We start from the raw sequence: 22,988 nt of genomic DNA, 5'->3' as shown, positions 1-22,988 counted from the left end.
CGAGCCTGCACCGGCGAGCACACTCCCCAGCAGGCCGCAGTCGAACCGCGGATCAGGCCGCGGCGCGCTGCTCGAGGGCGTCGGTGAGCAGGGCGATGAGCGCCTGCACCTGCACGGTTCCTTCAGCCGACACCTGCTCGTCAGAGCCGTCGAGCGCTCGCGCCGCGAGCCCCGCCTTCGCGTCGATCAAGTCGGCGATGCGCGCGTCGATCGTCTGCGCAGCCAGAATGCGCCACGCCGTCACCGGCAGCTCTTGACCGATGCGGTGCACGCGGTCGATCGCCTGCGTCTGCTCGGCAGAAGTCCACGAGAGCTCGGCGAGCACCACGTTCGACGCCGCCTGCAGATTCACCCCCACACCCGCCGCCGAGAGCGAGCACACGATGACGCTCACGTCGGGGTCGTTCGTGAAGCCGTCGATCGCCTCCTGACGCGCCTTCGGCGACTGGTCGCCGCGAATGCTCACCGAACGCAAGCCCACCGAAGCGAAGTGCGCCTCAGCGGCATCCATGACGTCGATGTGCTTCGCGAAGAACACGACCTTGCCGACATTGCGCGCCAACTGGGCCGTGTAGTCGGCCGCAAGCACAGCCTTCGCCGTACCGATCTTGCGAACCATCGTGAACACGTTGTCGCCGTTCGCAGCCTGCTTCGACTCTTCGAGCTCAGCCGAAGCGACGAGACGGATGAGATCGCGGTCGATGCCGATCGGCGGCACCTCGCGCGCCGCCACGACGCGGCGGTAGCGCTCGACCAGGCGGCCGATGAGCGCCTCCTCCGAAGCCCGAATTGAACGGGCGACATCGTCATCGAGCTCGACCGGGATGTCAGCGATGCGACGAGCCGGAATATCGGCAGCGACATCGACCTTCTTGCGACGCACGATGCCCATGTCGATGACGCACTGACGCGCAGCAGCGAAGAACCCGGGATCGGCGGGCGTGAGCCCCGTGTCTTCGAGCGACGCCATCAAGCGGCCCAACGGCTTCTTGTCATCGATCCAGCCGAGAAACTTCCAGATCATCCTGAAGTCTTCGATCTGGTTGATGAGTGGCGTGCCCGTGAGCGCCATCATGAGCGCCTTCGGGTGCAGCACTCGCACGTTCTGCGCGAGCGCCTGCACGTGGCGAGTGCGCTGCGAGGTGGCGTTCTTGATGAAGTGCGCCTCGTCGACGACCATGCCCTTGAAGCCGAAGCGGCCGAGCCAGCCGACGTGGCGATCGAGAATCTCGTAGTTGACGATGACGACATCGCTGAAGGCATCGAGGTCGTCGCCGTCGCCGTGCACGACCGTCGCCGAGCGCTGAGGAATCCAGCGCTGCACCTCGCGGGCCCAGTTGGTCTTCACCACGTTGGGCACCACCACGAGCAGCGGAAACGCCCCAGCGACGTTCGCCGCCATGAGTGCCTGCGCCGTCTTGCCGAGACCCGGCTCGTCGGCGAGCAAGAACGTGCGGTGCCCCCCGCGCACGGCTTCGATGAGCCGCGCCTGGTGCCGCATGAGCTCCATGCCGCCCGGGGTCACGAGCGACCCGCCCTCCGGTAGCGCCATCGAGGCAGACTGGCCACCAGCGCCGTACTCGAACGAGCGGAACAACGGCTCGATGAGCTCCCAGTTGCCGAGCCGAGCCGCCGTCACCGGCTGCGGGTTGAGCGCGGCCAGGTCGGGCGCCAGAAAGGGGTTCGCGAGCTGCGCCTGCTTGACCGACTTCGGCACGACCTGCTTGGCGATGTCGGGGGCGACGGGCTCAGGCTCAGACACGATGAGCAGATCGTCGGGTTCGAGCTCGGCGCCCGACGCCAGCAGCATGTCTCGGCGCAGAGCCTTCGCCGCGTCAGAGACCTTCGCCTCTGGGGCGAGCAGAGCGATGAGCGAGGTGTCGCGGGCCGCCGTCTTGGCCATGATGCTCGCAAGCCCGTCGAGGCGCTTGAGCACTTCAGCGCGCTCGCTGTCTGGCACCTCGCGGTCGTCTTTCACGCGAGCGCGCTCTTCACGCACGAGCAGTGCCGCCACCTGAAACTTCGTGCGGTTCGAGGGGCTCACCTTCGCGCCGCGCTCGGCGGCGTTCTCGACCTCGCGCACCGCGCGGGCCAAGATCGGGATGATGCCCTGTTCGTCGAGCGGTCGACGACGGCGCGTCGACGACTGCTTCGACGACGAACCTTTTCTCTGACGCTGGCCTGTCTGGGCCATGCCCCTCCTCGAGTGGTGACGAACCTCACGCGGCGCTACCCATCAGCCGCGGATCGAGCATCGACTCTGCGGTGATTCTCAGAGCCTTGAACACCCCTCGCTCTGACCCGGAGGAGAACTTCCGGTGAGCAGTGGTGCGAGCTTAAGTCTACTGCACGACTACTTCCGACGTGACGCGGCGTGACAGTACGTGATGTGGGCCGCTGGCTCATGTCGCAGAATGGCTCCGTGCATGTCTCTGATCTCGCATCTGTCACCGTCATCGACGGCGGGTTGGGAAGTCATCTTGAGTCGCTTGGCCACGACCTCTCAGGCAATCTCTGGAGCGCTCGACTGTTGCTGGATGATCCGCAGGCGATTCAGGCCGCACATCGCGACTTCTTCGAGGCGGGCGCGCGAGTCGCCATCTCGGCCTCGTATCAGGTGTCGTTCGATGCCTTGAGCGCGGTAGGCATCGACGTGTCGACGGCTTCCGACCTCTTGCGTCGCAGTGTCAAGCTGGCGCAGGCGGCTCGCGACGATGTGGGCGTCGATGGCCTGATCGCCGCTTCTGTGGGACCGTACGGCGCCGCGCGTGCTGACGGCTCTGAGTACACCGGAGACTACGACCTCGATCGCGCAGGACTGCGCCGCTGGCATGAGCCTCGATTCGAAGTGCTCTGCAACGCGGGCGCTGATCTGCTCGCGATCGAGACGATTCCGAGCATCAGCGAGGCGGGGGCTCTGCTCGACCTGCTCTCGGGCAGCGGTGTACCAGCATGGGTGTCGTTCACCATCGCCGACGGAACCCTGCGCACGGGCGAGAGTCTGGCCGACGCGTTCGCCGAGGCCGATGCCGTCGACGAGATCATCGCCATGGGAATCAACTGCTCGCACCCGAGCGAGGTCGCCGCCGCGCTGCGCACCGCGCGGGACTCGACCTCGAAGCCGATCGTCGTGTACCCAAACGGCGGCGAGACCTGGAATGCCGACTCGCGACGGTGGGAGGGCGAGTCGGGCGGCGCTCACGACAGCGTCGCCGAATGGCTCGAGGCGGGCGCGACCATCATCGGCGGGTGCTGCCGCGTGGGCCCTGCCGACATCGCGCACATTGCCGCCGTCGCCGACGAGTGGTCGCAGCGCTAGGTCTCTTCGGGCGGCCGCGGCTCGATGAATCGCGAGAGGAAGGCGCGCGTGCGCTCTTCGCGCGGTCTCGACAGCACCTCGTTCGCGGCTCCTTCTTCGATGATGACGCCGCCGTCGAGGAAGACGACCCGGTCGGCGACGTCGCGCGCGAACTCCATCTCGTGCGTGGCCATGACGATCGTGGTGCCCTCGCTCTTGAGGTCGCGCACCAGATCGAGCACTTCGGCCACGAGCTCGGGGTCGAGGGCAGAGGTGATCTCGTCGAGCAGCAGCAGCTCGGGGTTGGAGGCGATGGCGCGCACGATCGCCACGCGCTGCTGCTGACCGCCCGACAGTCGATCGGGGTACTCGCGAGCCTTGTCGGCGAGCCCCACCCGGTCGAGCAGCGCGAGCGCGGTCTCTTCTGCCTGAGCGCGAGAGATGCGCAGCACGTGCCGCGACGCGAGGGTCACGTTGTCGATCACCCTGATGTGCGGGAAGAGGTTGAACTGCTGGAACACGACGCCGATGCGTGCGCGAATCTTGTCTGCCGTCACGCGCGGATCAGAGATGTCGAGATCTCGCAACCAGATGCGCCCGTCGTCGACCTGCTCGAGCAGGTTGACGCACCGCAAGAGCGTCGACTTGCCCGAGCCGCTGGCACCGATCAGAGCGACCACCTCGTGCTCGCGAACGGCAAGGTCGACTCCCCCGAGAACCTCGGTGTCGCCGAAACGCTTGCGCACGCCCTCCAGCCGCAGAACATGGGCGCTCACACCACACTGCCCATCTGCTCGCGGGCGCGCAGGCGCGCTGTATACCAATCGGTGAGCCTGATCATGGGCAGTGCCAGCAGCACGAACAGCAGCCCGGCCAGCACGTAGGGGGTGAAGTTGAAGTTCGCCGCCGTTTCGATTTGGGCGGCGCGAACCGCGTCGACGACCCCCAGCACCGAGATGAGCCCGACGTCTTTCTGCATCGCCACGAAGTCGTTCATCAGTGCGGGCGTAACCTTGCGCACCGCCTGCGGCAGCACGACGATGCGCATGGTCTGACCGTGATTCAGCCCGAGTGACCGGGCGGCCAGGCGCTGCGAGGGGTGCACGGCCTCGATGCCCGCCCTGAAGACCTCGCTGACGTAGGCCGAGTAGGTGAGGATGAGCGCGATCGTTCCCCAGAACTGGGCGGAGTTGCGCGGAAACAGTTCGAGGCCCGGCAACCCGAACCCCACGAGAAACAGCACGATGATGAGCGGCAGCCCGCGGAAAAGGTCGGTGTAGGCGGCGGCGAGCGCTCGGAGCGGAAACCAGATCGGCCCGCGCAGTGTGCGGATTGTCGCGATCAGGATGCTCAGCAGCAGCACCCCGATGGCGGCGAAGAAGAGCACCTGAACGTTGACCCACAGGCCGGCGATCACCCGCGGCCAGGCAGCGATCGCCGTGTCGAGGTCGAAGAAGCTTCGTTGAACCCGCTGCCAGCCTGGCGTGTTGATGATCGTCAGCCACACGATGATGGCGAACACGATCGTCGAGGCGAGCGACACGAGCACCGACCGCACGTTCTGCGTGCGGCGGTACGCGCGCCGCCCGACCTCGACGTCGCTGACGAAGGGGCTCGGCGTGGGCACTACTGAAGAATAGGCGCGCCTGCGTCAGCACCCAGCCACTGATCGGCGATCTCGGCGAGTCGACCTGACGCACGAAGGGCGTCGACCGCCGTCGTCACTGCCTCGGTGAGCGGACTGTCTTTCGCGAGCACCAGGCCCCACTCGTCGCTGATTCCCGCGTCGGCGGGCAGCTGCCCGAGGAGCACGCCGCCGTCGAGAATCACTGCAGACAAAAAGAACGCTGTGGGCAGGTCGACCACGATTGCATCGACTGTTCCGTTCTGCAGCGCGAGCACGGCGTCATCGTTCGTGTTGAACGCCTGAGCGCCCGCGGTCGGAGCGATCTGCTGCTCGATCGCGGTGAAGCTCGTGGTGCCGGTAGCGGCTCCGATGAGCAGGCCGGTCAGGTCGGCCAGGCTCGTCGCCGAGGCCGCAGGCGACGACTCGACAGTGATGACGGCTTGAGGCGTCGCGTAGTACGGGCTCGAGAAGTCGACGTTCTCGGCGCGTTCGGCGGTGATCGTGTACTGCTGCAGGTTGAAGTCGAAGTCTTTGGGGCCGGGCTGAATCGCTGCCTCGAAGCTCGTGCGCACCCAGACCACGTCTTCGGGTGCAAAACCGAGCTCATCGGCGACGGCGTAGGCAATGGCAGCCTCGAAGCCCTCGCCGGTAGTGGGGTCGTCGTCGATGACATAGGGGTAGTACGCAGGCTCACCCGTGGCGATGGTGAGCTTGCCCTCGGTGACGTAGCCCGACTGCCCTTCGGCTACGGGGGCGTCATCTGGCGCCTCTGCGGAGGGCGCGCAAGCGGCAAGCGTCAGGGCGACTGCGGCGATGCCGGCCGCGAGACCGGCACGTCGGTGTGAGAGAAACATGAAAGGCCTCCGGGATGGGAAGAAGAGAACAGCGAATGTGATGTCGCCATTGTGAGCGCTGTTCGACCGTGGTGGGGCCGCGGTGACGATTTATGACGCCCGGAAGGTGGGGCTCTACACTCCGCCGCCGCCTCCACCACCGCCGCCTCCGCCTGACGAACCGCCGCCCGACGAACCGCCAGACGAGCTCGAACCCGAGTAGCTCGACGACAGCGTCGAGGCCACTGAGCTCACGCCCGCAGTGAACGAGCCGACCGAGAACGACCGCGAGCTCGCGAACCACGCAGGGTTCTGGCCTTCGGCATAGAACTTGCCGAGCTCACGCGCCCACTCGCGCTCGAGCTTGAGCATGACCGCCCACGGCAGCAGCCGCTCGACGAGCTTCAATCGCTGGTCGGTGCTGTTCACGTCGATCGGTTCGCGCAGCGCGCCCTGCGGCGACTGCAGCACGCGCAGCCGATCGGCCTCAGCGAGCTTGATGTACACCTCGAGGCCCTTGATGTGGTCGACGAGTTCTGCGCCCTCGGGGGTGAGTGGTGCCCTGAACAGCGACGACGAGACGACGAAGAAACACGCGATGATCGCGGGAATCGCGAGCCACGCGAAGTCGCCACCCGTGCGCCCCTCGTCTTCGAGCGAGCTCATCGACACGATGACGCCAGCGAACGAGAGCACGACGGCGAGCGCCAGCAGACCCGAGTGCCGCACCGGAATCGCGCGCCGCCACCCGCGCGTGATCATGGTGCCCGTGATGCGCTGCAACTGGGCCTGAATCTTGGTGCTGAGCGTCGTGTTCTGGGCCTTCAAGGTGTGCTCTGAGCCTGCGACGAGCCCGCTGCCGAAGAAGTAGGTGAGCAATCGCTTCTCTTCGCCGGCGATGCCGACCGCCGACTCGAGGCGCAGCCGCCACGTCGACCTCATGCCGAAGAGCCCCGCACTGGTCTCGATGATGGTGATCATGCGGTTGACGGCGAGGTCGACGAGCTGGCTGGCGACGGCCCGCGCACGATGGTGCGTGAGAATCGAGGCGTCGAGCAGGTTGAGCCCCTTCGGCGGAAGATACTCGGCGACGATGACGGGCCTGCCTCGGGCATCCCGGTGAATCGTCCATCGCAAGACGAGCGCGATGAGGGCGCCGCCGATCGCGAGCACCAGGCTCAGCACGAAGAGCCAGCCCCACGGCGACGCGAGCATCGAATTATCGAAGAGCGCAAAGGTGCCGTCGGCGAAGCCGAGCGCCACCGTCACATTCTGATACGCCTCGAGCGCCACCGGCTCGGTCGAGACCACGTCGCCGTCGACCGAGATCTCGCACTGATCGGTCGACCCCGAATAGCCCTGGTAGCAGAAGACGCGGTCCGGTAGCAGTGCGTCGGCGACCCCGTCGGCGAGCGTCACCGTCGCCGAGACCCGCGCGAACGGCTGCCGCCAGTCAGTGCCGTTGGTGTTCCAGTAGAACTCTTGCGCGCCGGTGTTGCCGAAGTAGTCGACGACGTCGCGCTGGGTGTAGGTGATGACGTAGGTCTGCACGCCGTAGGTGTAGCTGCCTTCGGGCACGGCCGAGACGATGTCGATGCGGTATGAGCCGTAGTCGACCGTGAAGGGGCGAGGCTGACCGTTCTCGTCGGTGACCGAGACGACGCGCAGACTCGTCGAGTGGCCCTGGTAGGTGGCGGGCAGCGAGCGGCGGATTCCGCGGTTCTGGTCGTAGTCAGGAAACCGTGCGACGAGCGTCTCAGTGGTCGTCAGCGTCGAGTGTCCAGACTCGTCGCGACCGAGCACGTAGTCGGCGTGAAACGAGTCGAAGGTGAAGGCGTTGACGTCGGCCCGCAGGGGCCCGCCCGAGACGGCCGCCACGGCCGACTGCGGTGCGGGGCCGCTCGCGAGCTGCTCGCCGACGAGCCGCGGCGCCATCAGCACAGCCGCCACGATCGTGAGCACGACCATCGCCGCAATCGCCACGACAGGAATCAGCAAACGACGCATGGTGGCACGTTACCGGCTCGGCGCTCGTCGCCATAGGCTGGCGAGGTGACGGATGCTGACGCCGACGCCCGCGCGATCGAGAGGCTGAGCGCGCTCGTGCGAATCCCCACGATTTCTCGCCCCACCAGCGGCCCCGGCCCCCGTGCCGATCGGAATGCTTTCGAGCAGTTCATCGCCGCACTACCCGCCCTGTACCCGCGCGCGCACGAGGCGCTCACGGTCGAGCGCCACGGCACCGACCCCGAGGGCAGCACCGCATTCTCGCTGCTCTACCGCTGGCCGGGCAGCGACCCTGCCGGGGCCAGCACTCCCACCGTGCTCATGGCGCACTACGACGTCGTCTCCGCCACCGACGAGGGCTGGCTGCACCCCGCCTTCTCGGCCGAGGTCGTCGAGCACGAGGGCGACACCGTGGTGTGGGGTCGCGGCACGATCGACGACAAGGGCTCGCTCGTGGCCGTGCTCGAAGCGGTCGACCGGCTGCTGGCGGCGGGGTTCACTCCCCGCCACGATGTGCTGCTGGTCTTCGGGCACGACGAAGAGACCGCGGGTTCGGGCGCGCAGGCGATCGTGGCGGCGCTGCGTGAGCGGGGCATCCGCCCCTCGCTTGTCGTCGACGAGGGCGGCGCGATCGTGCGCGACGTCTTTCCGGGTCTCGACGAGCCGGCGGCGCTCATCGGCGTGACGGAGAAGGGCATCACGACGCTGCGGCTGCGCGTCGAGCAGAAGGGCGGGCACGCGTCGAGCCCACCGCCGTTCGCCGCCACCGACCGGCTCGCGCGAGCCATACTGCGGCTGTCTGAGTCGCCGTCTCGTGCGCGACTCGACCCGACGATGCGCACGATGATCCGCACGCTCGGCGCGCGCGCCCGTCAGCCGCTGCGCTTCGTGTTCCGCAACGTCGACGTCTTTGCTCCCCTGCTCACGAGGGTGCTGCTGCGTCGCGGCGCTGAGACGACGGCACTGCTGCGCACGACGCGCGCCGTCACCGAGCTGCGTGCCGGTCACGCCGCCAATGCGCTGCCCGAGCACGCCGAAGCGACCGTCAACATGCGCATCGCTCCCGGGTCGAGCGTGGCCGACGCCGTCGAGGAGGTGCGCCGCGTGATCGGCGACGAGCTCGTCGAGATCGAGGTGCTGCTGCCGAGCGAGCCCTCACCCGTGTCGCCCACGAGCGGCCCGGCGTGGAACGACCTGCTCGCCGCGATCGACGAGGTCGTACCCGGACTGCTCGTGAGCCCCTACGTCATGATGCAGGCGAGCGACTCGAGATTCTTCACGCAGATCAGCGACCACGTCTACCGCTTCGCGCCGTTTCGGCTCAGTGCAGACGAGCGCTCGTGTCTGCATGCGAAGAACGAGCGCATTCGCGTCGCCTCGCTGCTCGAAGGCATCGAGATCTACGCCGCCCTGTTGCGGCGGCGGTGAGCTCTTCCCCGAGGCAGCGCGCTCAGTCGCGCGCGCTCGCGTGCTGCTGCGCGAGCCTGCGCGGAGCATCCGTCACCACGCCGTCGACCCCCAGGTCGATCGCCTGCTGCCACAGGTCGGCGCGGTTGAGGGTGTAGACGATCACCGTGAGCCCCGCGAGCCGCAGGCGCTCGGCGGCACCCGGGTCGAGGTGGAACGACCGCAGACTCGTCACGACGGTCGTCGCGCCGAACTCGTCGGCGAAGGCGACCGGGTCGTCGGGCAGGTAGCGGGCCATCGCGGCTCGATGCAGCGAGGGCGCGGTGCGCGCGAGCCTCATGAGCGTCTTCGAGGTGAAGCTCGCGACGACGACGCGGTCTTGCACTCCAGCGCGGTAGATCGCGGCGACGACGGGGCGAAGTTGCTCTGTCGTCCACGCGCCTTTGAACTCGATGAGGGCCCGTGCGCTCGACGACCGCAGCAGGGGCAAGAATTCTTCGAAGGTCGGGATGCTCGTGCCCGCCCATGCGCTGCCGTACCAGCTGCCCGCGTCGAGGGCCTGCAGCTCGGCAAGGCTCAGGTCTGAGACGGGGCCCGTGCCATCGGTGGTGCGGTCGAGAGTGTCGTCGTGAAAGAGCACGGCGTGGCCGTCGGCGCTCACCCGCAGGTCGAGTTCGAGCACCTCGGCTCCGCTGCGCAGTGCCGCTTCGAACGCCGGCAGGGTGTTCTCGGGTGCGGCGGCGGGATCGCCGCGGTGCGCGATCGTCAGCGGCACGCCGTTGTTGAGCCCGAGCGAGCCGAGCGGCTGCGCCGCGTGCACGGTGGCCGCGGTGTGGTCGATGGCGAGCACCGCGACGAGGGCGAGTGTGGCGGTGAACGAAGCCGCGGTGCGGCGGGCGGAGTATGGCCGAGCGGGCGCGCGCCGTGAGAGTCTCCACGGGTGCAGGTTGGGCATCGGCATCGCTTCCGGCAGTCGGTCTCCGCGTCATTGCGGTGCGTCTACCCTAGCGCAGTCGTTACCTTTTCGTTACCTGAATACTGTTCGCCGCCGTGCGCGCGATCGTCGACGCCATGCCGCTGAACACCACGCCGTGAAAGGGCAGCACGGCCGCCCAGTAGAGCCGGCCGCCCAGCCCGGTCGGAAAGAACACGGCGCGCTGCCGCAACCGCGAACCGCCGCCCGGCCGCTCGAGCACCGTGAACTCGAGCCACGCCCGACCCGGCACCTTCATCTCGGCGCGCAACCGCAGAAAGCGCCCGCGCTCGAGCTGCTCGACGCGCCAGAAGTCGACGGCCTCACCCGGTGCGAGCCGCTCGGCGTCGCGGCGACCGCGCCGCAGCCCGACACCCCCGACGAGCTTGTCGAGCCAGCCTCGCGCCGCCCATGCCACCGGCAGCGAATACCAGCCGTTCTCACCGCCGATGCCCTCGACGACGCGCCACAGCGCCTCGGGCGACGCTGCCGAGTCGACCTCCTGCAGGTCGGTGTAGACGGTGTGCCCGCTCCAGTCGGGGTCGCTCGGCAGCAGGTCGCTCGGCGCACCCTGCACTGTCGCGTTCTGCCAACTGGTCTCGACCTCGCCCTCGCGCATCTTCGCCAAGGCATAGCGCACCGCTCGGCGATAGCCCGTGAGCCCGCCCTCGGGCGGCGCGATGAACTCATCGATGTCGTGTTCGCTGCACACTGCGTCGTACTGCAGGCTCGAGATGATCGGCACCGCGAGCGCCCGAGGAATCGGCGTCACCAGGTTCACCCACTGACTCGCGAGGTAGGGCGTGAGCACCGGCAGGCTCGCGATGGGCCGCTGCTTGAGGCCGGCCTCGACGGCGTAGCCGTTCATCATCTGCCCGTAGCGCAGCACATCGGGGCCGCCGATGTCGAAAGCACGATTCACGTGGGCAGGCAGGCTGGCGGCGCAGATCAAGTAGTGGAGAACATCCCGAACCGCGATCGGCTGAATAAAATTGCGCACCCACTTCGGCGCAGGCATGTACGGCAGCACCTCGGTCAAGTGGCGGATCATCTCGAAGCTCGCCGAGCCCGAGCCGATGACGACGCCCGCTTGCAGCGCGGCCGTCGGCACCCCGCTCGCCATGAGAATGTCACCGACCTCTTTGCGGCTGCGCAAGTGCGCCGAGAGCGGGCCATCGGGGTGCAGCCCGCCGAGGTAGACGATGCGGCCCACCTTCGCCTCGGCCGCGGCTCGCGCGACCGTCGAGGCCACCTGTCGCTCGGTGCGCTCGAAGTCGCCCGCACTGCTCATCGAGTGCACGAGGTAGTACAGCACGTCGATGCCCTCGACCGCGCGCTCGACGTCGGCGGCGCGGCTCAGATCGCCGACGACTACCTCGACCTGCCCCGCCCACGGCACGTCGCGCAGGCGCACCGGGTCGCGCACGAACACCCGCACCTCGTGGCCCGCCTCGAGCAGTCGCGGCACCAGGCGCCCGCCGATATAGCCGGTGGCGCCGGTCACGAGCATCGTCATGCCGCCACGCTAGGTGCGCGCGCTGAGAGTTGCCCCGCCTCAGCAGAAGTCGGCGAACACGCGTCTCGGGCGCGCCGCGTCGTTGTTGTCGACGATGATCGCCGCAGCTCGCCGAGGGTTCGCCTCGCGGGCATAGATCGCCTGCCCCTCTGAATACCGCGCAGCGAGCGAACCAGCACCATCGCGAGCGGTGAGTCGCGCCTCGCGCACCGCATCGTCGACGTCGAGCCACACGCTGCTGTGCCAGAGCCCGCGCAGCTCGGGGCGGTGCAGAAAGACCCCGTCGAGCACGAGCATCGCATCGTGCGGGATGCCCGACTCGCGCCGCTCGACAGGCGCATCGCTCGCGTGGTCGAACGCAGCGACCACCACGACTGCGGCGCCCGAGCCGAACGGCTCGATGAGCAGCGCCCTGAGCGCCTCGAGGTCGAACGAATCGCGGTAGTACCCCTCGGCCGAGTCGCGACCCCGCGCATACCGCTCGGCGCGCGGACGATGAAAGCCGTCGACGCTCGCGCGCACCACATGAACACCGCGATCGCGCAGCACCGCAGCGAGTGCGTCGGCGAAGGTCGTCTTGCCTGCGCCGTCGACGCCGTCGATCGCGAGCACCCGTCGGCCAGAGGGGTTGTGCGCGAGCACCTCATCGGCGAGGCCGGCGAGCAGCGCGGTGCGATCGGTCATGCGGCGACCCTACGCGGTCAGCGCCGTGGTGCTCGCGCGCCGACCCGTGCAGTTCGGGCGTCTATCGGTCAGTTGTTGTGCGAGCGGCGCCGGGCGACCGCGACAAGTGACCGATCGACGGGGTGTGGGCACGAGCGACGCCGTAGCGTAGTGGGGTGCAGACAGAGGGCGGCGCCGAGCGGCGAGCGGGCATCCCGCCCCGCATCATCGCATGGTTCGCCGAGCACGCGCGCGACCTGCCGTGGCGCCGCCCCGAGTTCAGCGCGTGGGGCACCCTCGTGAGCGAGATCATGCTGCAGCAGACGCCCGTCGCGCGAGTGATTCCGCGACTCGAGCAGTGGCTTGCGCGCTGGCCGACGCCCGACGCGCTCGCCGCCGACTCCCCCGCCGAAGCAGTTCGCGCCTGGGATCGCCTCGGCTACCCCCGCCGAGCCCTGCGCCTGCACGCCGCAGCGGTCGCCATCAGCGAGCGGCACGGCGGCATCGTGCCCGCTGACGTGGATGCCCTGCTCGCCCTGCCCGGCATCGGCGACTACACCGCTCGCGCCGTCGCGGCCTTCGCCTTCGGGGTGCGCACCCCGGTCGTCGACGTCAACACGCGCCGGGTGCTGGCCCGCGCGGTCGCGGGCCTCGGCGAGGCGGGGCCCGCGCGCATTCGCGCAGACCTCGACGCGATGCAGGCACTGCTGCCGGGCGACCCGGCCGAGGCTCGGCAGTTCAACGCCGGCACGATGGAGCTCGGGCAGACAGTGTGCACGGCCCGAGCCCCGACGTGCGAGGCCTGCCCGATCGCCGAGCTGTGCGCCTGGCGCGCGGCAGGCTACCCCGACTACGACGGCCCGGCGGCGCCGCGGCAGGCGCGCTTCGAGGGCAGCGACCGCCAGGTGCGGGGCCTCATCATGCGCGAGCTGCGGCAGAGCGACACACCGGTGCCCGCCGAGGTCGTCGAGCAGCTCTGGCCAGATGCCGTGCAGCGCGAGCGCGCGCTCGCGAGCCTGCTCGCCGACGGTCTCGCGACGGGCGACGCCGAGCAGGGCTACCGCCTGCCCATCGGGTGAACGACCCGCGAGTACGCCGAACGGTGGATGAGCATCCGGAGGCCGCTCGCTAGTCTGGAGTCATGACAAGCGACACCGATCTTCGCGAGCTGGCACGTCGTCGCCTGAAGGCGCGCGCCGACTTCTTTCAGTTCTTGCTCATCTGGCTGGCCGTCTCGGTCATCGTCGTCGGCGTGTGGGCGTTCACGATGCCCGGCGGCTTCTTCTGGCCGATCTTCCCGATCGCCGGCATGGGCATCGCCGCCATGTTCATGGCGATCGACGCCTACGGGCCCAACCCGAAAGCCATCACCGAGGCCGACGTCGACCGTGAGGTCGCCCGCATGACGCAGGGCAAGTCATGACGCGCGTCGAGAAGTTCACCGTCGCGCTGTTCAGCCTGTTCGCGGCCCTCATCGTCGTGCCGGCGCTGCTCGTGAGCGTCATCGCCGTCGTGTCGACTGGCGCGATCGACCTGCCGCACTAGCGCCAGTGCGCGCCGTCAGTCGGCGTCGCGAGCGCAGCGAAACCCCGGGCCGCCTGCGCCGGCATAGCCCGTGAAGTCGGGCAGCGCCCCGCGCCGGAACGACCCGCGCGCGTACTCGTTGGTGTAGAACCACGACCCGCCGCGCAGCACGCGGCAGCCGCCCTCGGCGACCGGCGAGCGGTGGCTGCTGCCCGGGTAGGGTCGCAGTTCGTCGTGCACCCACTCTTCGACGTTGCCAGCGAGGTGGCGCACTCCGTCGGCGCTCTCGCCGCCCGGAAAGCGATCGATCGACACGGTCGTGACACCGAGCGCCTTCGCGTTGTCCCAGACCACCGCCCGCGCTTCATCGAAGCGGTCGCCCCACGGCCACCGGCGGCCATCGGTGCCTCTCGCCGCGCGCTCCCACTCGGCCTCGGTCGGCAGCCGCAGCCCGGCCCAGCCGGCGTAGGCGACGGCCTCGTGCCACGAGACGCGCTCGACCGGGTGCCGCAGCAGTTCAGGCTCGGCCGCCAGCCGCGTCGCGTCAGGAAAGTCGGGAGGCGTCGCAGCGCCCGACTCGCGGCAGTAGCGCGCATACTGCTCGACCGTCACGGGGTAGCGGTCGATCTCGAAGGCGTGCAGGTGCTCGGTGCGCTCGGGGGCTTCGATGTCGAAGTCGTCGCTTCCGCGCACGAACTCCCCGGCGGCGATGCGCACGAGGTCGTGCCCGGGGGGCAGCGTGGGGGTCATGCTCGGGCCTCCGGTTGCGGTGCGTTCGTCGAGGCGCAGCGGAAGGTCGGGCCGCCGAGCCCCCAGAAGTGCTCGTCTGAGAGGTTCTCTTCTTCGAAGCACCGGTAGGTGATGCGCGCGTGCGTCTGCGCGAAGATCCAGCTGCCGCCGCGCAGCACGCGGTAGCCCTGCACGTAGCCGATCGAGTCGTAGCCGCTGCCCGAGTATGCGCGGTAGTGGTCGTCGACCCACTCCTCGACGAGGCCGACCATCTGCTCGCACCCGTAGGGCGATGCTGATTGCGGCCGTGCCGTGACGGGTTCGCTGTGCAGCCCGGTGACGCCGGCTGTCTCCCACGTGAGCGCCCGGTCGGCGTCGAAGGTGTCTCCCCACGGAAAGCTGAAGCCTTGAGCGCCGCCCGCCGCCTTCTCCCACTCGGCCTCGGTGGGCAGCCGCTTGCCCGCCCACGCCGCGTAGGCGGTCGCGTTCGCCCAGTTGACCATCACCGGGTGGTCGCCGTAGCCCTCGGGAATCGCGCCGCCCTCCCAGTACGACGGGGCTCGAGCGCCCGTGCTCGCGACGTAGGCCGCGTAGTCGTCGTTGGTGACCGGATACTTGTCCATCCAGAAGGCGGGCACGTAGACGCGTCGTCGCGGAGCCTCGCGATCGAAGTCGTCGCAGCCCATCCACGAATACCCTTCGGGCACGTGCACGAGCGGGCTTGACCCGGTGACGGTTGCTGTGTCGGTCGCGACCACGATGTCGTCTCTTTCTTGCGGGGGTGGATGCTCGCTCTCAGTCTCACCACCGCCGCCACCCCCGACAACAGACGTTGTGTCGTGTTTCGCGCGCTCATGTGCGCAGTTGCTAGACACTCTGTCAAGCATTGACCAGAGTGGAGTCATGGCGCTCACGCTTGCCGAACTGCTGGCCCTGCCCGCCCTCGCGGCGGCAGACCCCAGGCTGGTGAGCGGCGACCCGAAGCGCGACGTGCGCTGGGTGCACACCTCAGAGATCTTCGACATCGCCACCCTGCTGAAGGGCGGCGAAGCGCTGCTGACCTCGGGCCTCGGTCTGGTCGCCGCGAGCGACGCCCGCATGCGGGCCTACGCGCAGTCGCTCATCGAGATCGACGTCGGCGCGCTGCTCTTCGAGGTGGGCCGCACCTTCAGCGAGATTCCGGCGGTCATCGCCGACGAGCTGCGCGGCTCGAGAGTCGCCCTCGTGAGGCTCGACGGCGTGGTGCCCTTCATCGACATCACCGAGTCTGCCCACCGCTTGATTCTCGACGCCGAGTCGCTCACCTTGCGCGCCTCAGACCAGGCCACCCGACGCCTGATGGATGTTCTCGTGAAGGGCGGCGGAGTCAGCGCCGTGCTCTCGACCCTCGCCGAGCTCACGGGCGCTCCGGCCGCGTTCATCGACGCCGAGGGGCGAGAGGTGGCCGCGTCGGGAACGGTGCCGCCGAACGCTCGAGAGCTCGAGAGACCGGTCGAGGTGTTCGGCGAACGTCGCGGAGTGATTCGCTCAGCCGCCGCCGTCACCGCCGACCATCGGGTCGTCATCGACCGCGGGGCGGCGGCGATCGCACTCGAGCTCGCGCGCTCGGGGTCGTCGATGCCGACCAGACGCTACGCCCACGAGCAGTTGCTGCACGCACTGCTGCACGACGATCTCAGCGCCGACGAGCTCGATGCGCGTGCCCGAGCGCTCGGGGTCGTCGCCGATCAGCAGAGCCGGCTGATCGCGGTGCTGTGCGCCCCCGCGCCGGGCAGAAGCCTCGACGACGCCTACGTGCATCTCGTCGACACGGTGCCGCGCGTGCTCGGCCCCGCGGTGATCGGCCGCGTCGGGCAGTCGGTCGCGATGATCACCTCGGTGGCGGCATCGAGCGACCCGACAGGGCTGCGCAGCACCCTCGGTGCCGTGACGGCCGGTGCGACGCAGCTGTTCCGCTCGGTCACGGCGGGCGGCGCCGTCGCCGACTGGGGCGGAGTCGCGACGTCGTTGCGCGAGGCCGTCGACGGGGCCACGATCGCCCCCCTGCTCGGAGCGACCGGCGCGCTGCTCGCCGAAGACACCGCGCTCTTGCGCCTGCTGCGCACCGTCGATGACGCGGGCTCGCTCGACGACTTCATCACGAGGCAGCTCGGCCCCGTGCTCGAGGCCGACGCCCGGCGAGGGTCAGAGCTGCTGCGCACGCTCGCCGAGCTGTTTCGCGCCGGCGGCAGCCGCAGCGCGGCCGCTCGAGCGCTCGCCATCAGGCGCCAGACCCTCTACAACCGGCTCGAGCGGGTCGAGCGTCTGCTCGGTGCAGGAGCCCTCAGTGATCCGACGCGAGCCGTCACCGTGCACGTCGCCATCTTGGCGTGGGCGCTGGCGACGCGCACGCCGGGTCACTCGCTCGCGAGCAGCTCTCGATAGGCCAGGAAGAAGCCCTCGGCGTCGATGTCGTCGATCACGCGGGCGTTCGGCGCGTTGCGCTCAGGACGGTCGTCCATGAGCGAGTAGCCGCGCGTGAGACCGGGGCGGGTGTCGACTTCGACGTAGAGTTCGCGCGACGCCGTGATGAGGTCTGGCCGCACGAGCAGCATGGCCGTGAGCGAGTCGGGGTGCGTGCTGCCCTCGATGCCGACACTGCGATTGAACTCGAGGTTCGGTGCGTCGAGAATGCTGAAGAACTCGGCGAGCGGTGTGCCCAGGTCGCGCAGTTCGCGCAGCTGCTCGTCGCTCCAGGTCGCGCGCTCGAGCGTCACCGTCCAGGTGACGATCGTCGTGTCGAAGCCTGCCGAGAGCACGAGCTGGGCAGCCTCGGGGTCGACGTAGAAGTTGTACTCGGCCGCGGCGGTGATGTTGCCGACCGAGTTCTCGCAGCCCCCCATGATCCAGAGCGATCGGGCCTTGCGCGGCAGCTCACGGTCGAGCGCCACCGCCGTGGCGATGTTCGTGAGGGGGCCGATCGCGACGATGTCGATCTCGCCGGGATTCTCGTCGACGATGCGCACGATCGCCTCGGCCGCTCGCTCATCGCTCGGCCGCTGCGCGGGCTCTGGCCACTCGTGGTTGCCCTTGCCGTCGCCGTGCGCGCTGGCCTCGACCCACGACTGCAGCAGCGGCACTCGCGCCCCCAGGTGCACGGGCACATCGCCGCCCCGGCCCGCCTGGTCGATCGTGATGAGGGCGTTCTGCACCTGCTGGTCGAAGGCGACGTTGCCTGCCACGATCGTGACGGCCTCGAGCCTGGCCTCGGGGTGCCGCAAGCCCACGAGCATGGCGAAGCTGTCGTCGGCCGCGGTGTCGGTGTCGATGATGAGTCGTCGAGTCACAATGCCTCCTGAGCGGTCTCGGTCGGTGCGATGTCGAGTTCGAGCGCCCCGCCCGCGCGCGGGTCGCGAAAGCGCATCGCGAGCGCACCGCCCAGCGCGGCAAGAGCGGCGCACGCGAGAAACACCGCGGTGGCCCCCACGATCGGCACGAACAGCCCCGCGAGCAGCGGGCCGGCGATGAAGAACGGTGCGAGCACGGTCAGCGTCGTGCCCAGGTAGACGCTCGTTCTGCCGGGAGGCGCGAACTCGATCGACATGCTGGGGTCGCAGACGAAGGTGAGCGAGTTGGCACCGCCGAGCAGCGCGCACGACAGCGCGAAGAGCGGCAGGCTGTCGGCGACGGCTGCGGTGAGCATCCCGACCACCATCAAGACGGCCCCGACGATGACGACCAGTCGATAGCCGGTGCGATTGCCGAGCACGCCCAGCGAGAACCCGATCACCGCTTGAGCGAGCACGAAGGCGGCCGCCAGCAAAGCCGCATCGGATGCTCGCAAGGGGCCGGCGAGCCCCGCGACGACGACGAACCCGACCCCGCCGGTCGCGGCCGCCATCGCCGCGCGCGCCACCAGATAGCGGCGGTAGTGCAGGTGGCCGGCGATCATGCGCGGCACGTCAGAGAGCGTGCGGCGAAACGGCGGCCGCGCCTCGGCCACCGGAAACTCGTGATCGACGAGGTTGGCGACGAAGACGATCGACAGCAGCGAGAGCCCGAGCGCCGCCCAGAAGGCGATCTGGTTGCCGAGCGGAAACGGGTAGGCCGCGAGCAGGCGCTCGGCACCGAGCGCGGCGAGAAAGCCCAGCACTCCCCCGAGCAGCTGCACGAGGCCGAAGAGCCAGCCTCGCGCGACCGTCACCGCCTTCGCGATGAAGTCGCCGTAGACAGGGCCGAGCAGCCCCACGGTCGTCGAGTAGGCGGCGAAGGCGAGAAAGAAGAGCAGCACCACAAGCTCGGTCGTGAGCACGCCCGCGAGCGAGGCGGCGATGGCGATGAGCAGAATCGCGACGCGCTCGGCGACGACGATCGCCAGAAACAGCGGCTTGCGCCGCCGACGGCCGAGCACGAGGTGCGCACCGACCAGTTGCGGCAGATACCGGCCGAGCGCCCAGACTGCGCCGACGAGCCCGACGAGCAGGGCGCTGCCCGTGAGAGCCTGCACGAACGCGGGAATGATCGTCGTCTCGCTCAAGAGCGACATCGCGAGCGCGAAGGTTCCGCCCTCGAGCACCATCAGGGTCATGTTGCGGCGGCGGTGCTTGCCCATGCCCTCGACGAACTCGGGTGCGAGCAGCCGCAAGCGCTCGACGTCGGCGGCGACGGTCACGGCAGCACCTCGTCGAGCCTGTCGACGGCGATGCGGTGCCGCGGTTCGCGCACGCGCAGGCACAGTGCGGCCCCGATCGCGGCGAGCACGGCTGCCGCGACGAAGACGGGGGTGAACCCGAGCACGGGCGAGAGCACGCCCGCCAGCAGCGGCCCCGCGATGAAGAAGGGCCCGAGGGCCGTCGACGTGAGCCCGAGGTAGATGCTCGTCGACCCGGTGGGCGCGAGCTCGATCGACATGTTCTGGTCGCCGACGAAGACGAGCGAGTTCGCGCCCCCGAGCAGTGCCATCGCGATGATGCTCATGACGAGCGAACCGCCCACCGCGGCGACGGCGAATCCCGCCGCCATGAGCGAGCCGCCGACGACCATGACCACGCGCCAGCCGGCCGCGTTGCCGAGAGCACCCAGGCCGAACCCGAGCACCGCCTGGGCCAGAATGAACGCCGCCGCGAGCAGCGCCGCGTCTGAGGGCACGAGCGTCGATCCCTGCAGCCCGGCCACGACGACGAAGCCCATGCCGCCCGCCGCGATCGCTTGAAAGAGGCGGCCGACGAGAAAGCGCCGGTAGTCGGGGTCGGTGCGCAGAATGCCCGGGATGCTCGCGAGCGTTCGCACGAACGGCGGGCGCGGCGGCGGGTCGGGCAGGCGTTCTTCTTTCAAGAAGCACACGAGCACGAGCGAGACCACCGAGCCCGCCACGGCGGCCCAGAAGAGAATCTGATTGCCGACCGGAAACTCGTTCTCACGGATGACCGTCTCGGCGATCAGGGCGGCCCCGAAGCCCAAGAGCCCGCCGATCAGCTGCACCGTGCCGAAGAACAGGCCGCGGCCGACCGGCACCGCTTTGGCCACGAAGTCGCCGAACACCGGGCCGATGATGCCGGCGAGCGCCGCATACACGCCGAACGAGATGAGAAACAGCACCACCACGAGCGAGGTGTCGAGTGCGCCCGCGAGCTGCGCGCTCGCCGCGACGGCGAGGATGCCGACGCGCTGCGCGACGATGATCGTCACGAACAGCGGCTTGCGCCGCTCTCGCCCGAGCGCCAGGTGCGCGCCGACGAGCTGCGGGGCATAGCGCCCGAGCGCGAAGATCGCACCCACGAGGCCCACGAGCACGGCACTGCCCGTGAGCCCCTCGACGAACGCCGGAATGATCGTCGTCTCGCTCAGCATCGACAGCACGAGCGCGAAGGCCGCACCGTCGAGGATCATGAGCGTCACATTGCGACGCTGGTGCCCGCGCATGCGGGCGACATACTCGGGGGCGACCCTCGCGAGCCGCTCGGCGTCGGCCGTCAGGGCCATGAACTCGAATCTCGATCGTGAGCGATCAGCACGCGCAGCGACTCGACCGCGGTCGCGAGCAAGTGCTCGCGGTTCTGGTCGATCTCGCCGCCGACGGCGTCGTTGTGCACCTGCATGATGCCGCCGGCGCGCACGCGATGAATCGCACTGATGATGAAGATCGTCGACGCCTCCATCTCAGAGCAGATGGCTCCACCCGCGACCCAGGCAGCCCACCGGTCTGCAAGCATGCCCGCCATGGGCATGCGCTCTGGCTCGACCTCGCCGTAGAACGAGTCTTTCGACTGCGTCACTCCGCGCTCCCACGGCGCACCCGTGCGTCGAGCCGCCTCGGTGATCGCGTCGACCACCTGAGGGTCTGCGATGGCCGGAAACTCCATGGGCAGGTAGTGGCTCGAGGTGCCCTCGTCTCGAATGGCCGCGGTGACGATCGCGAGGGTTCCCGAGGGGGTGTCGGGCTGAATCGCCCCCGAGGTGCCCACGCGAATGAAGGTGTCGGCGCCGAGCTTGATGAGCTCTTCGACCGCGATGGCCGATGACGGGCATCCGATACCGGTCGAGACGACGCTCACCGGAACGCCGTCGAGCGTGCCCGTGTACGTCGTGTACTCGCGGTTGCTCGCGACGAGGCGGGCCTCATCGAAGTGGGCGGCGATCGGTTCGCACCGGCCGGGGTCGCCGGGCAGCAGCACATAGCGGCCGACATCACCGGGGCGCAGCTGCAGGTGGTACTGCACCTCGGGGTCGTGCGCGCCGCTCATGCTGCCGCCTCGCGGTCGCGAGCGATGAGCTCGCGCATGCCGGCGATCGCCGCAGGCAGCAGGTTGTCCATCGAGCCCATCGCCTCTTCTTCTTCAGTCATCGGCGATTGATCGTGATGCCCGAGGATGAGCATGATGCCGCCCGCGCGCACCCTCAGGGTCGAGGCCACGATGTAGAGCGCGGCCGCCTCCATCTCAGAGCAGATCGCACCGCCGGCCATCCACGCGGCCCAGCGGTCGCGCAGTCGCGGCGCGACGGGCATGCGCCCGGGCTCGTGCTGGCCGTAGAACGAGTCTTTCGACTGGCTGATGCCGACGTGCACCGTGCGACCGAGCGACCGAGCGCCCACCGTCAGCGCGCGCGTCACATCGATGTCTGCCACTGCCGGAAACTCGACGGGAAGGTAGTGCAGCGTGGTGCCTTCGTCGCGGATCGCACCGCTGATGACGCCGAGGTCTCCTGGCACGATCTCGGGCTGCATCGCGCCCGAGGTGCCCACGCGCACGAAGGTGTCGGCGCCGACCTTGACGAGCTCTTCCATCGCGATCGCCGCCGACGGGCAGCCGATGCCGGTCGAGGTGACCGAGACCTTCTCGCCGTCGAGCGTTCCCGTCCAGGTCTCATACTCACGATTGCTGGCGATGAGCACGGGGTCGTCGAACAAGCGGGCGATGGGCTCGCACCGACCGGGGTCGCCGGGCAAGAAGACGTAGCGTCCGACCTCGCCGGGTGCCACCTGAATGTGATGCTGCCGGTCGTCGTGTGTGGTGACGGCCATGATGTGAGCCTCCTAGCTCTGCTTGAACGACAGAATGAGCGCGAACAGGATGATGCCGAGAAAGAGCGAGGCAGAGACCGTCCAGACGATCACGGCCGTGGCGGGCTCGACGACGAGCAGGTCGCGAAGGTTCCACCCGCCGCGCATGATCGACATCGTGCCGAGCGTCGCGGCTCCTGCCACGCCGACAATGGCGAGAATCCAGTCAGTCGGCTTTCCTTTGACCTGGCGGTACGACGTCTTGATGCCGGCAGAGCCGAACCCACGAGACTCGAGCGAGATCGACAGCTGCTGCACGCGCTCGATGGCACCGACGAAGACGGGCACGAAGCTCGGCAGCACCGCTTGAAAGCCGTTGCCCTTCATGCCTCGAGACTTCTGCGCGCTGAGAATGATGCCGACCTCGCGCTGGAACACGGGAATCAGCTGCAGGGTCATCGCCATCATGAAGTTGAGCGTGTACGGCACCTTGAGCTTGGCCAGCGTCGTGAAGAGGTCGCTCGGGTGCGTCGTCATGACGACGACGAGCGCCATGAGCAGACAGGCGACGATGCGGCCGAGCAGCACGAGGCCGTAGTAGAGGCCGTCTTCGTAGAGCGTGATCGGCCCGAACTGGGCGATCTGGGTCCAGGGCTGCTCGACGGCGGGCGCCATGAGCTGCAGGGCCAGCAGCGACGAGCCGATCGGCACGATGATGAACGCGGCCTTCAGCATGGGCCGGATCACCCCGCTCACGATCGCCAAGAACAGGGCGAAGGCCGCCATGCTGTAGAGCAGGATGATGTTCTGCGTCATGAAGGCCACCACGACGTAGAGCACGACCCAGATCATCTTCGGCAGCGGGTGGATGCGGTGCATCGCAGAGTCGCCGGGAATGAGGGCGACGGGAAGGGCTCCTTGCATTGACATG

The 22,988-nt window shown here is 68.8% G+C and carries 22 protein-coding genes; 6 read left to right on the top strand and 16 right to left on the bottom strand.

Features of this window, described 5'->3' with window-relative positions:
- Window positions 1–52: 52 nt before the first annotated feature.
- Window positions 53–2,194, bottom strand: coding sequence for a DEAD/DEAH box helicase (locus KIT89_RS01965; protein ID WP_297602806.1), 2,142 nt, complete (start codon window positions 2,192–2,194; stop codon window positions 53–55).
- Window positions 2,195–2,422: 228 nt separating this feature from the next.
- Here KIT89_RS01965 and mmuM point away from each other — a divergent pair, with 228 nt between their 5' ends.
- Complete coding sequence (gene mmuM / locus KIT89_RS01960) at window positions 2,423–3,319, top strand: homocysteine S-methyltransferase (RefSeq protein ID WP_297602804.1); 897 nt, start codon at window positions 2,423–2,425, stop codon at window positions 3,317–3,319.
- Here the strand turns inward: mmuM and KIT89_RS01955 are convergent.
- The 4 genes from KIT89_RS01955 to KIT89_RS01940 form a co-directional block, all read right to left on the bottom strand.
- The gene (locus tag KIT89_RS01955; protein WP_297602803.1) at window positions 3,316–4,074 is read right to left on the bottom strand and encodes an amino acid ABC transporter ATP-binding protein; all 759 of its coding nucleotides are present in this window, start codon (window positions 4,072–4,074) and stop codon (window positions 3,316–3,318) included. The genes mmuM and KIT89_RS01955 overlap by 4 nt on opposite strands.
- On the bottom strand, window positions 4,071–4,925 hold the full coding sequence (locus tag KIT89_RS01950; protein WP_297602802.1) for an amino acid ABC transporter permease: 855 nt from the start codon (window positions 4,923–4,925) through the stop codon (window positions 4,071–4,073). The genes KIT89_RS01955 and KIT89_RS01950 overlap by 4 nt, the downstream gene beginning before the upstream one ends.
- The gene (locus KIT89_RS01945) at window positions 4,925–5,779 is read right to left on the bottom strand and encodes a transporter substrate-binding domain-containing protein (protein WP_297602801.1); all 855 of its coding nucleotides are present in this window, start codon (window positions 5,777–5,779) and stop codon (window positions 4,925–4,927) included. Before KIT89_RS01945 ends, KIT89_RS01950 begins: the two co-directional genes overlap by 1 nt.
- Before the next feature lie 114 nt (window positions 5,780–5,893).
- Window positions 5,894–7,765, bottom strand: coding sequence for a DUF2207 domain-containing protein (locus KIT89_RS01940; RefSeq protein WP_297602799.1), 1,872 nt, complete (start codon window positions 7,763–7,765; stop codon window positions 5,894–5,896).
- A gap of 45 nt (window positions 7,766–7,810) precedes the next feature.
- Here KIT89_RS01940 and KIT89_RS01935 point away from each other — a divergent pair, with 45 nt between their 5' ends.
- The gene (locus KIT89_RS01935) at window positions 7,811–9,193 is read left to right on the top strand and encodes a M20/M25/M40 family metallo-hydrolase (RefSeq protein ID WP_297602798.1); all 1,383 of its coding nucleotides are present in this window, start codon (window positions 7,811–7,813) and stop codon (window positions 9,191–9,193) included.
- Between the two features lie 22 nt (window positions 9,194–9,215).
- Here the strand turns inward: KIT89_RS01935 and KIT89_RS01930 are convergent, their stop codons facing one another.
- From KIT89_RS01930 to KIT89_RS01920, 3 genes are all read right to left on the bottom strand, one after another.
- Window positions 9,216–10,127 carry a glycerophosphodiester phosphodiesterase family protein gene (locus KIT89_RS01930; protein ID WP_297602797.1) on the bottom strand — a complete coding sequence of 304 codons (912 nt, stop codon included), beginning with the start codon at window positions 10,125–10,127 and terminating at the stop codon, window positions 9,216–9,218.
- A gap of 61 nt (window positions 10,128–10,188) precedes the next feature.
- Window positions 10,189–11,661, bottom strand: a complete 1,473-nt coding sequence (locus KIT89_RS01925; RefSeq protein ID WP_297602796.1) for an SDR family oxidoreductase — start codon at window positions 11,659–11,661, stop codon at window positions 10,189–10,191.
- Window positions 11,662–11,700: 39 nt separating this feature from the next.
- Window positions 11,701–12,345: a uridine kinase gene (locus KIT89_RS01920; RefSeq protein ID WP_297602795.1), complete on the bottom strand. Its 645-nt coding sequence runs from the start codon at window positions 12,343–12,345 to the stop codon at window positions 11,701–11,703.
- 155 nt (window positions 12,346–12,500) lie between these two features.
- Between KIT89_RS01920 and KIT89_RS01915 the strand changes: the two genes are divergently transcribed.
- The 3 genes from KIT89_RS01915 (at window position 12,501) to KIT89_RS01905 (ending at window position 13,869) form a co-directional block, all read left to right on the top strand.
- Entirely contained in the window at window positions 12,501–13,403 is a 903-nt protein-coding gene (locus tag KIT89_RS01915) for an A/G-specific adenine glycosylase (RefSeq protein WP_297602794.1), read from the top strand.
- A 62-nt stretch (window positions 13,404–13,465) separates the two neighbouring features.
- Window positions 13,466–13,747: a 2TM domain-containing protein gene (locus KIT89_RS01910; RefSeq protein ID WP_297602793.1), complete on the top strand. Its 282-nt coding sequence runs from the start codon at window positions 13,466–13,468 to the stop codon at window positions 13,745–13,747.
- Window positions 13,744–13,869 (top strand): hypothetical protein, encoded by a 126-nt coding sequence (locus KIT89_RS01905; RefSeq protein WP_297602792.1) that lies wholly within the window; start codon window positions 13,744–13,746, stop codon window positions 13,867–13,869. The genes KIT89_RS01910 and KIT89_RS01905 overlap by 4 nt, the downstream gene beginning before the upstream one ends.
- A gap of 15 nt (window positions 13,870–13,884) precedes the next feature.
- Here KIT89_RS01905 and KIT89_RS01900 read toward each other — a convergent pair whose 3' ends face one another.
- Together KIT89_RS01900 and KIT89_RS01895 are read right to left on the bottom strand one after the other, a co-directional pair.
- The gene (locus KIT89_RS01900; protein ID WP_297602791.1) at window positions 13,885–14,598 is read right to left on the bottom strand and encodes an SUMF1/EgtB/PvdO family nonheme iron enzyme; all 714 of its coding nucleotides are present in this window, start codon (window positions 14,596–14,598) and stop codon (window positions 13,885–13,887) included.
- Window positions 14,595–15,335 carry a formylglycine-generating enzyme family protein gene (locus tag KIT89_RS01895; protein WP_297602790.1) on the bottom strand — a complete coding sequence of 247 codons (741 nt, stop codon included), beginning with the start codon at window positions 15,333–15,335 and terminating at the stop codon, window positions 14,595–14,597. Before KIT89_RS01895 ends, KIT89_RS01900 begins: the two co-directional genes overlap by 4 nt.
- Before the next feature lie 145 nt (window positions 15,336–15,480).
- Between KIT89_RS01895 and KIT89_RS01890 the strand changes: the two genes are divergently transcribed.
- On the top strand, window positions 15,481–17,001 hold the full coding sequence (locus KIT89_RS01890) for a PucR family transcriptional regulator (protein ID WP_297602789.1): 1,521 nt from the start codon (window positions 15,481–15,483) through the stop codon (window positions 16,999–17,001).
- Here KIT89_RS01890 and KIT89_RS01885 read toward each other — a convergent pair.
- The 6 genes from KIT89_RS01885 to KIT89_RS01860 are packed head-to-tail and all read right to left on the bottom strand — an operon-like array spanning window position 16,974 to window position 22,987.
- Window positions 16,974–17,903: a nucleoside hydrolase gene (locus KIT89_RS01885; RefSeq protein WP_297602788.1), complete on the bottom strand. Its 930-nt coding sequence runs from the start codon at window positions 17,901–17,903 to the stop codon at window positions 16,974–16,976. The genes KIT89_RS01890 and KIT89_RS01885 overlap by 28 nt on opposite strands.
- Entirely contained in the window at window positions 17,900–19,228 is a 1,329-nt protein-coding gene (locus tag KIT89_RS01880) for an MFS transporter (protein ID WP_297602787.1), read from the bottom strand. The genes KIT89_RS01885 and KIT89_RS01880 overlap by 4 nt, the downstream gene beginning before the upstream one ends.
- The gene (locus tag KIT89_RS01875) at window positions 19,225–20,538 is read right to left on the bottom strand and encodes an MFS transporter (protein WP_297602786.1); all 1,314 of its coding nucleotides are present in this window, start codon (window positions 20,536–20,538) and stop codon (window positions 19,225–19,227) included. The genes KIT89_RS01880 and KIT89_RS01875 overlap by 4 nt, the downstream gene beginning before the upstream one ends.
- On the bottom strand, window positions 20,529–21,299 hold the full coding sequence (locus tag KIT89_RS01870; RefSeq protein WP_297602785.1) for a nucleoside phosphorylase: 771 nt from the start codon (window positions 21,297–21,299) through the stop codon (window positions 20,529–20,531). The genes KIT89_RS01875 and KIT89_RS01870 overlap by 10 nt, the downstream gene beginning before the upstream one ends.
- A complete protein-coding gene (locus KIT89_RS01865; RefSeq protein WP_297602784.1) occupies window positions 21,296–22,078 on the bottom strand; it encodes a nucleoside phosphorylase in 783 nt (260 codons plus the stop codon). Before KIT89_RS01865 ends, KIT89_RS01870 begins: the two co-directional genes overlap by 4 nt.
- Before the next feature lie 12 nt (window positions 22,079–22,090).
- Window positions 22,091–22,987 (bottom strand): energy-coupling factor transporter transmembrane protein EcfT, encoded by an 897-nt coding sequence (locus tag KIT89_RS01860; protein ID WP_297602783.1) that lies wholly within the window; start codon window positions 22,985–22,987, stop codon window positions 22,091–22,093.
- Window position 22,988: the final 1 nt, after the last annotated feature.

Origin of the sequence: Microcella sp., assembly GCF_025808395.1 — a bacterium.
GTDB lineage: Bacteria > Actinomycetota > Actinomycetes > Actinomycetales > Microbacteriaceae > Microcella.
The sequence above is the reverse complement of the archived record's forward strand: the minus strand, read 5'-3'. Positions and strand labels throughout refer to the sequence as shown.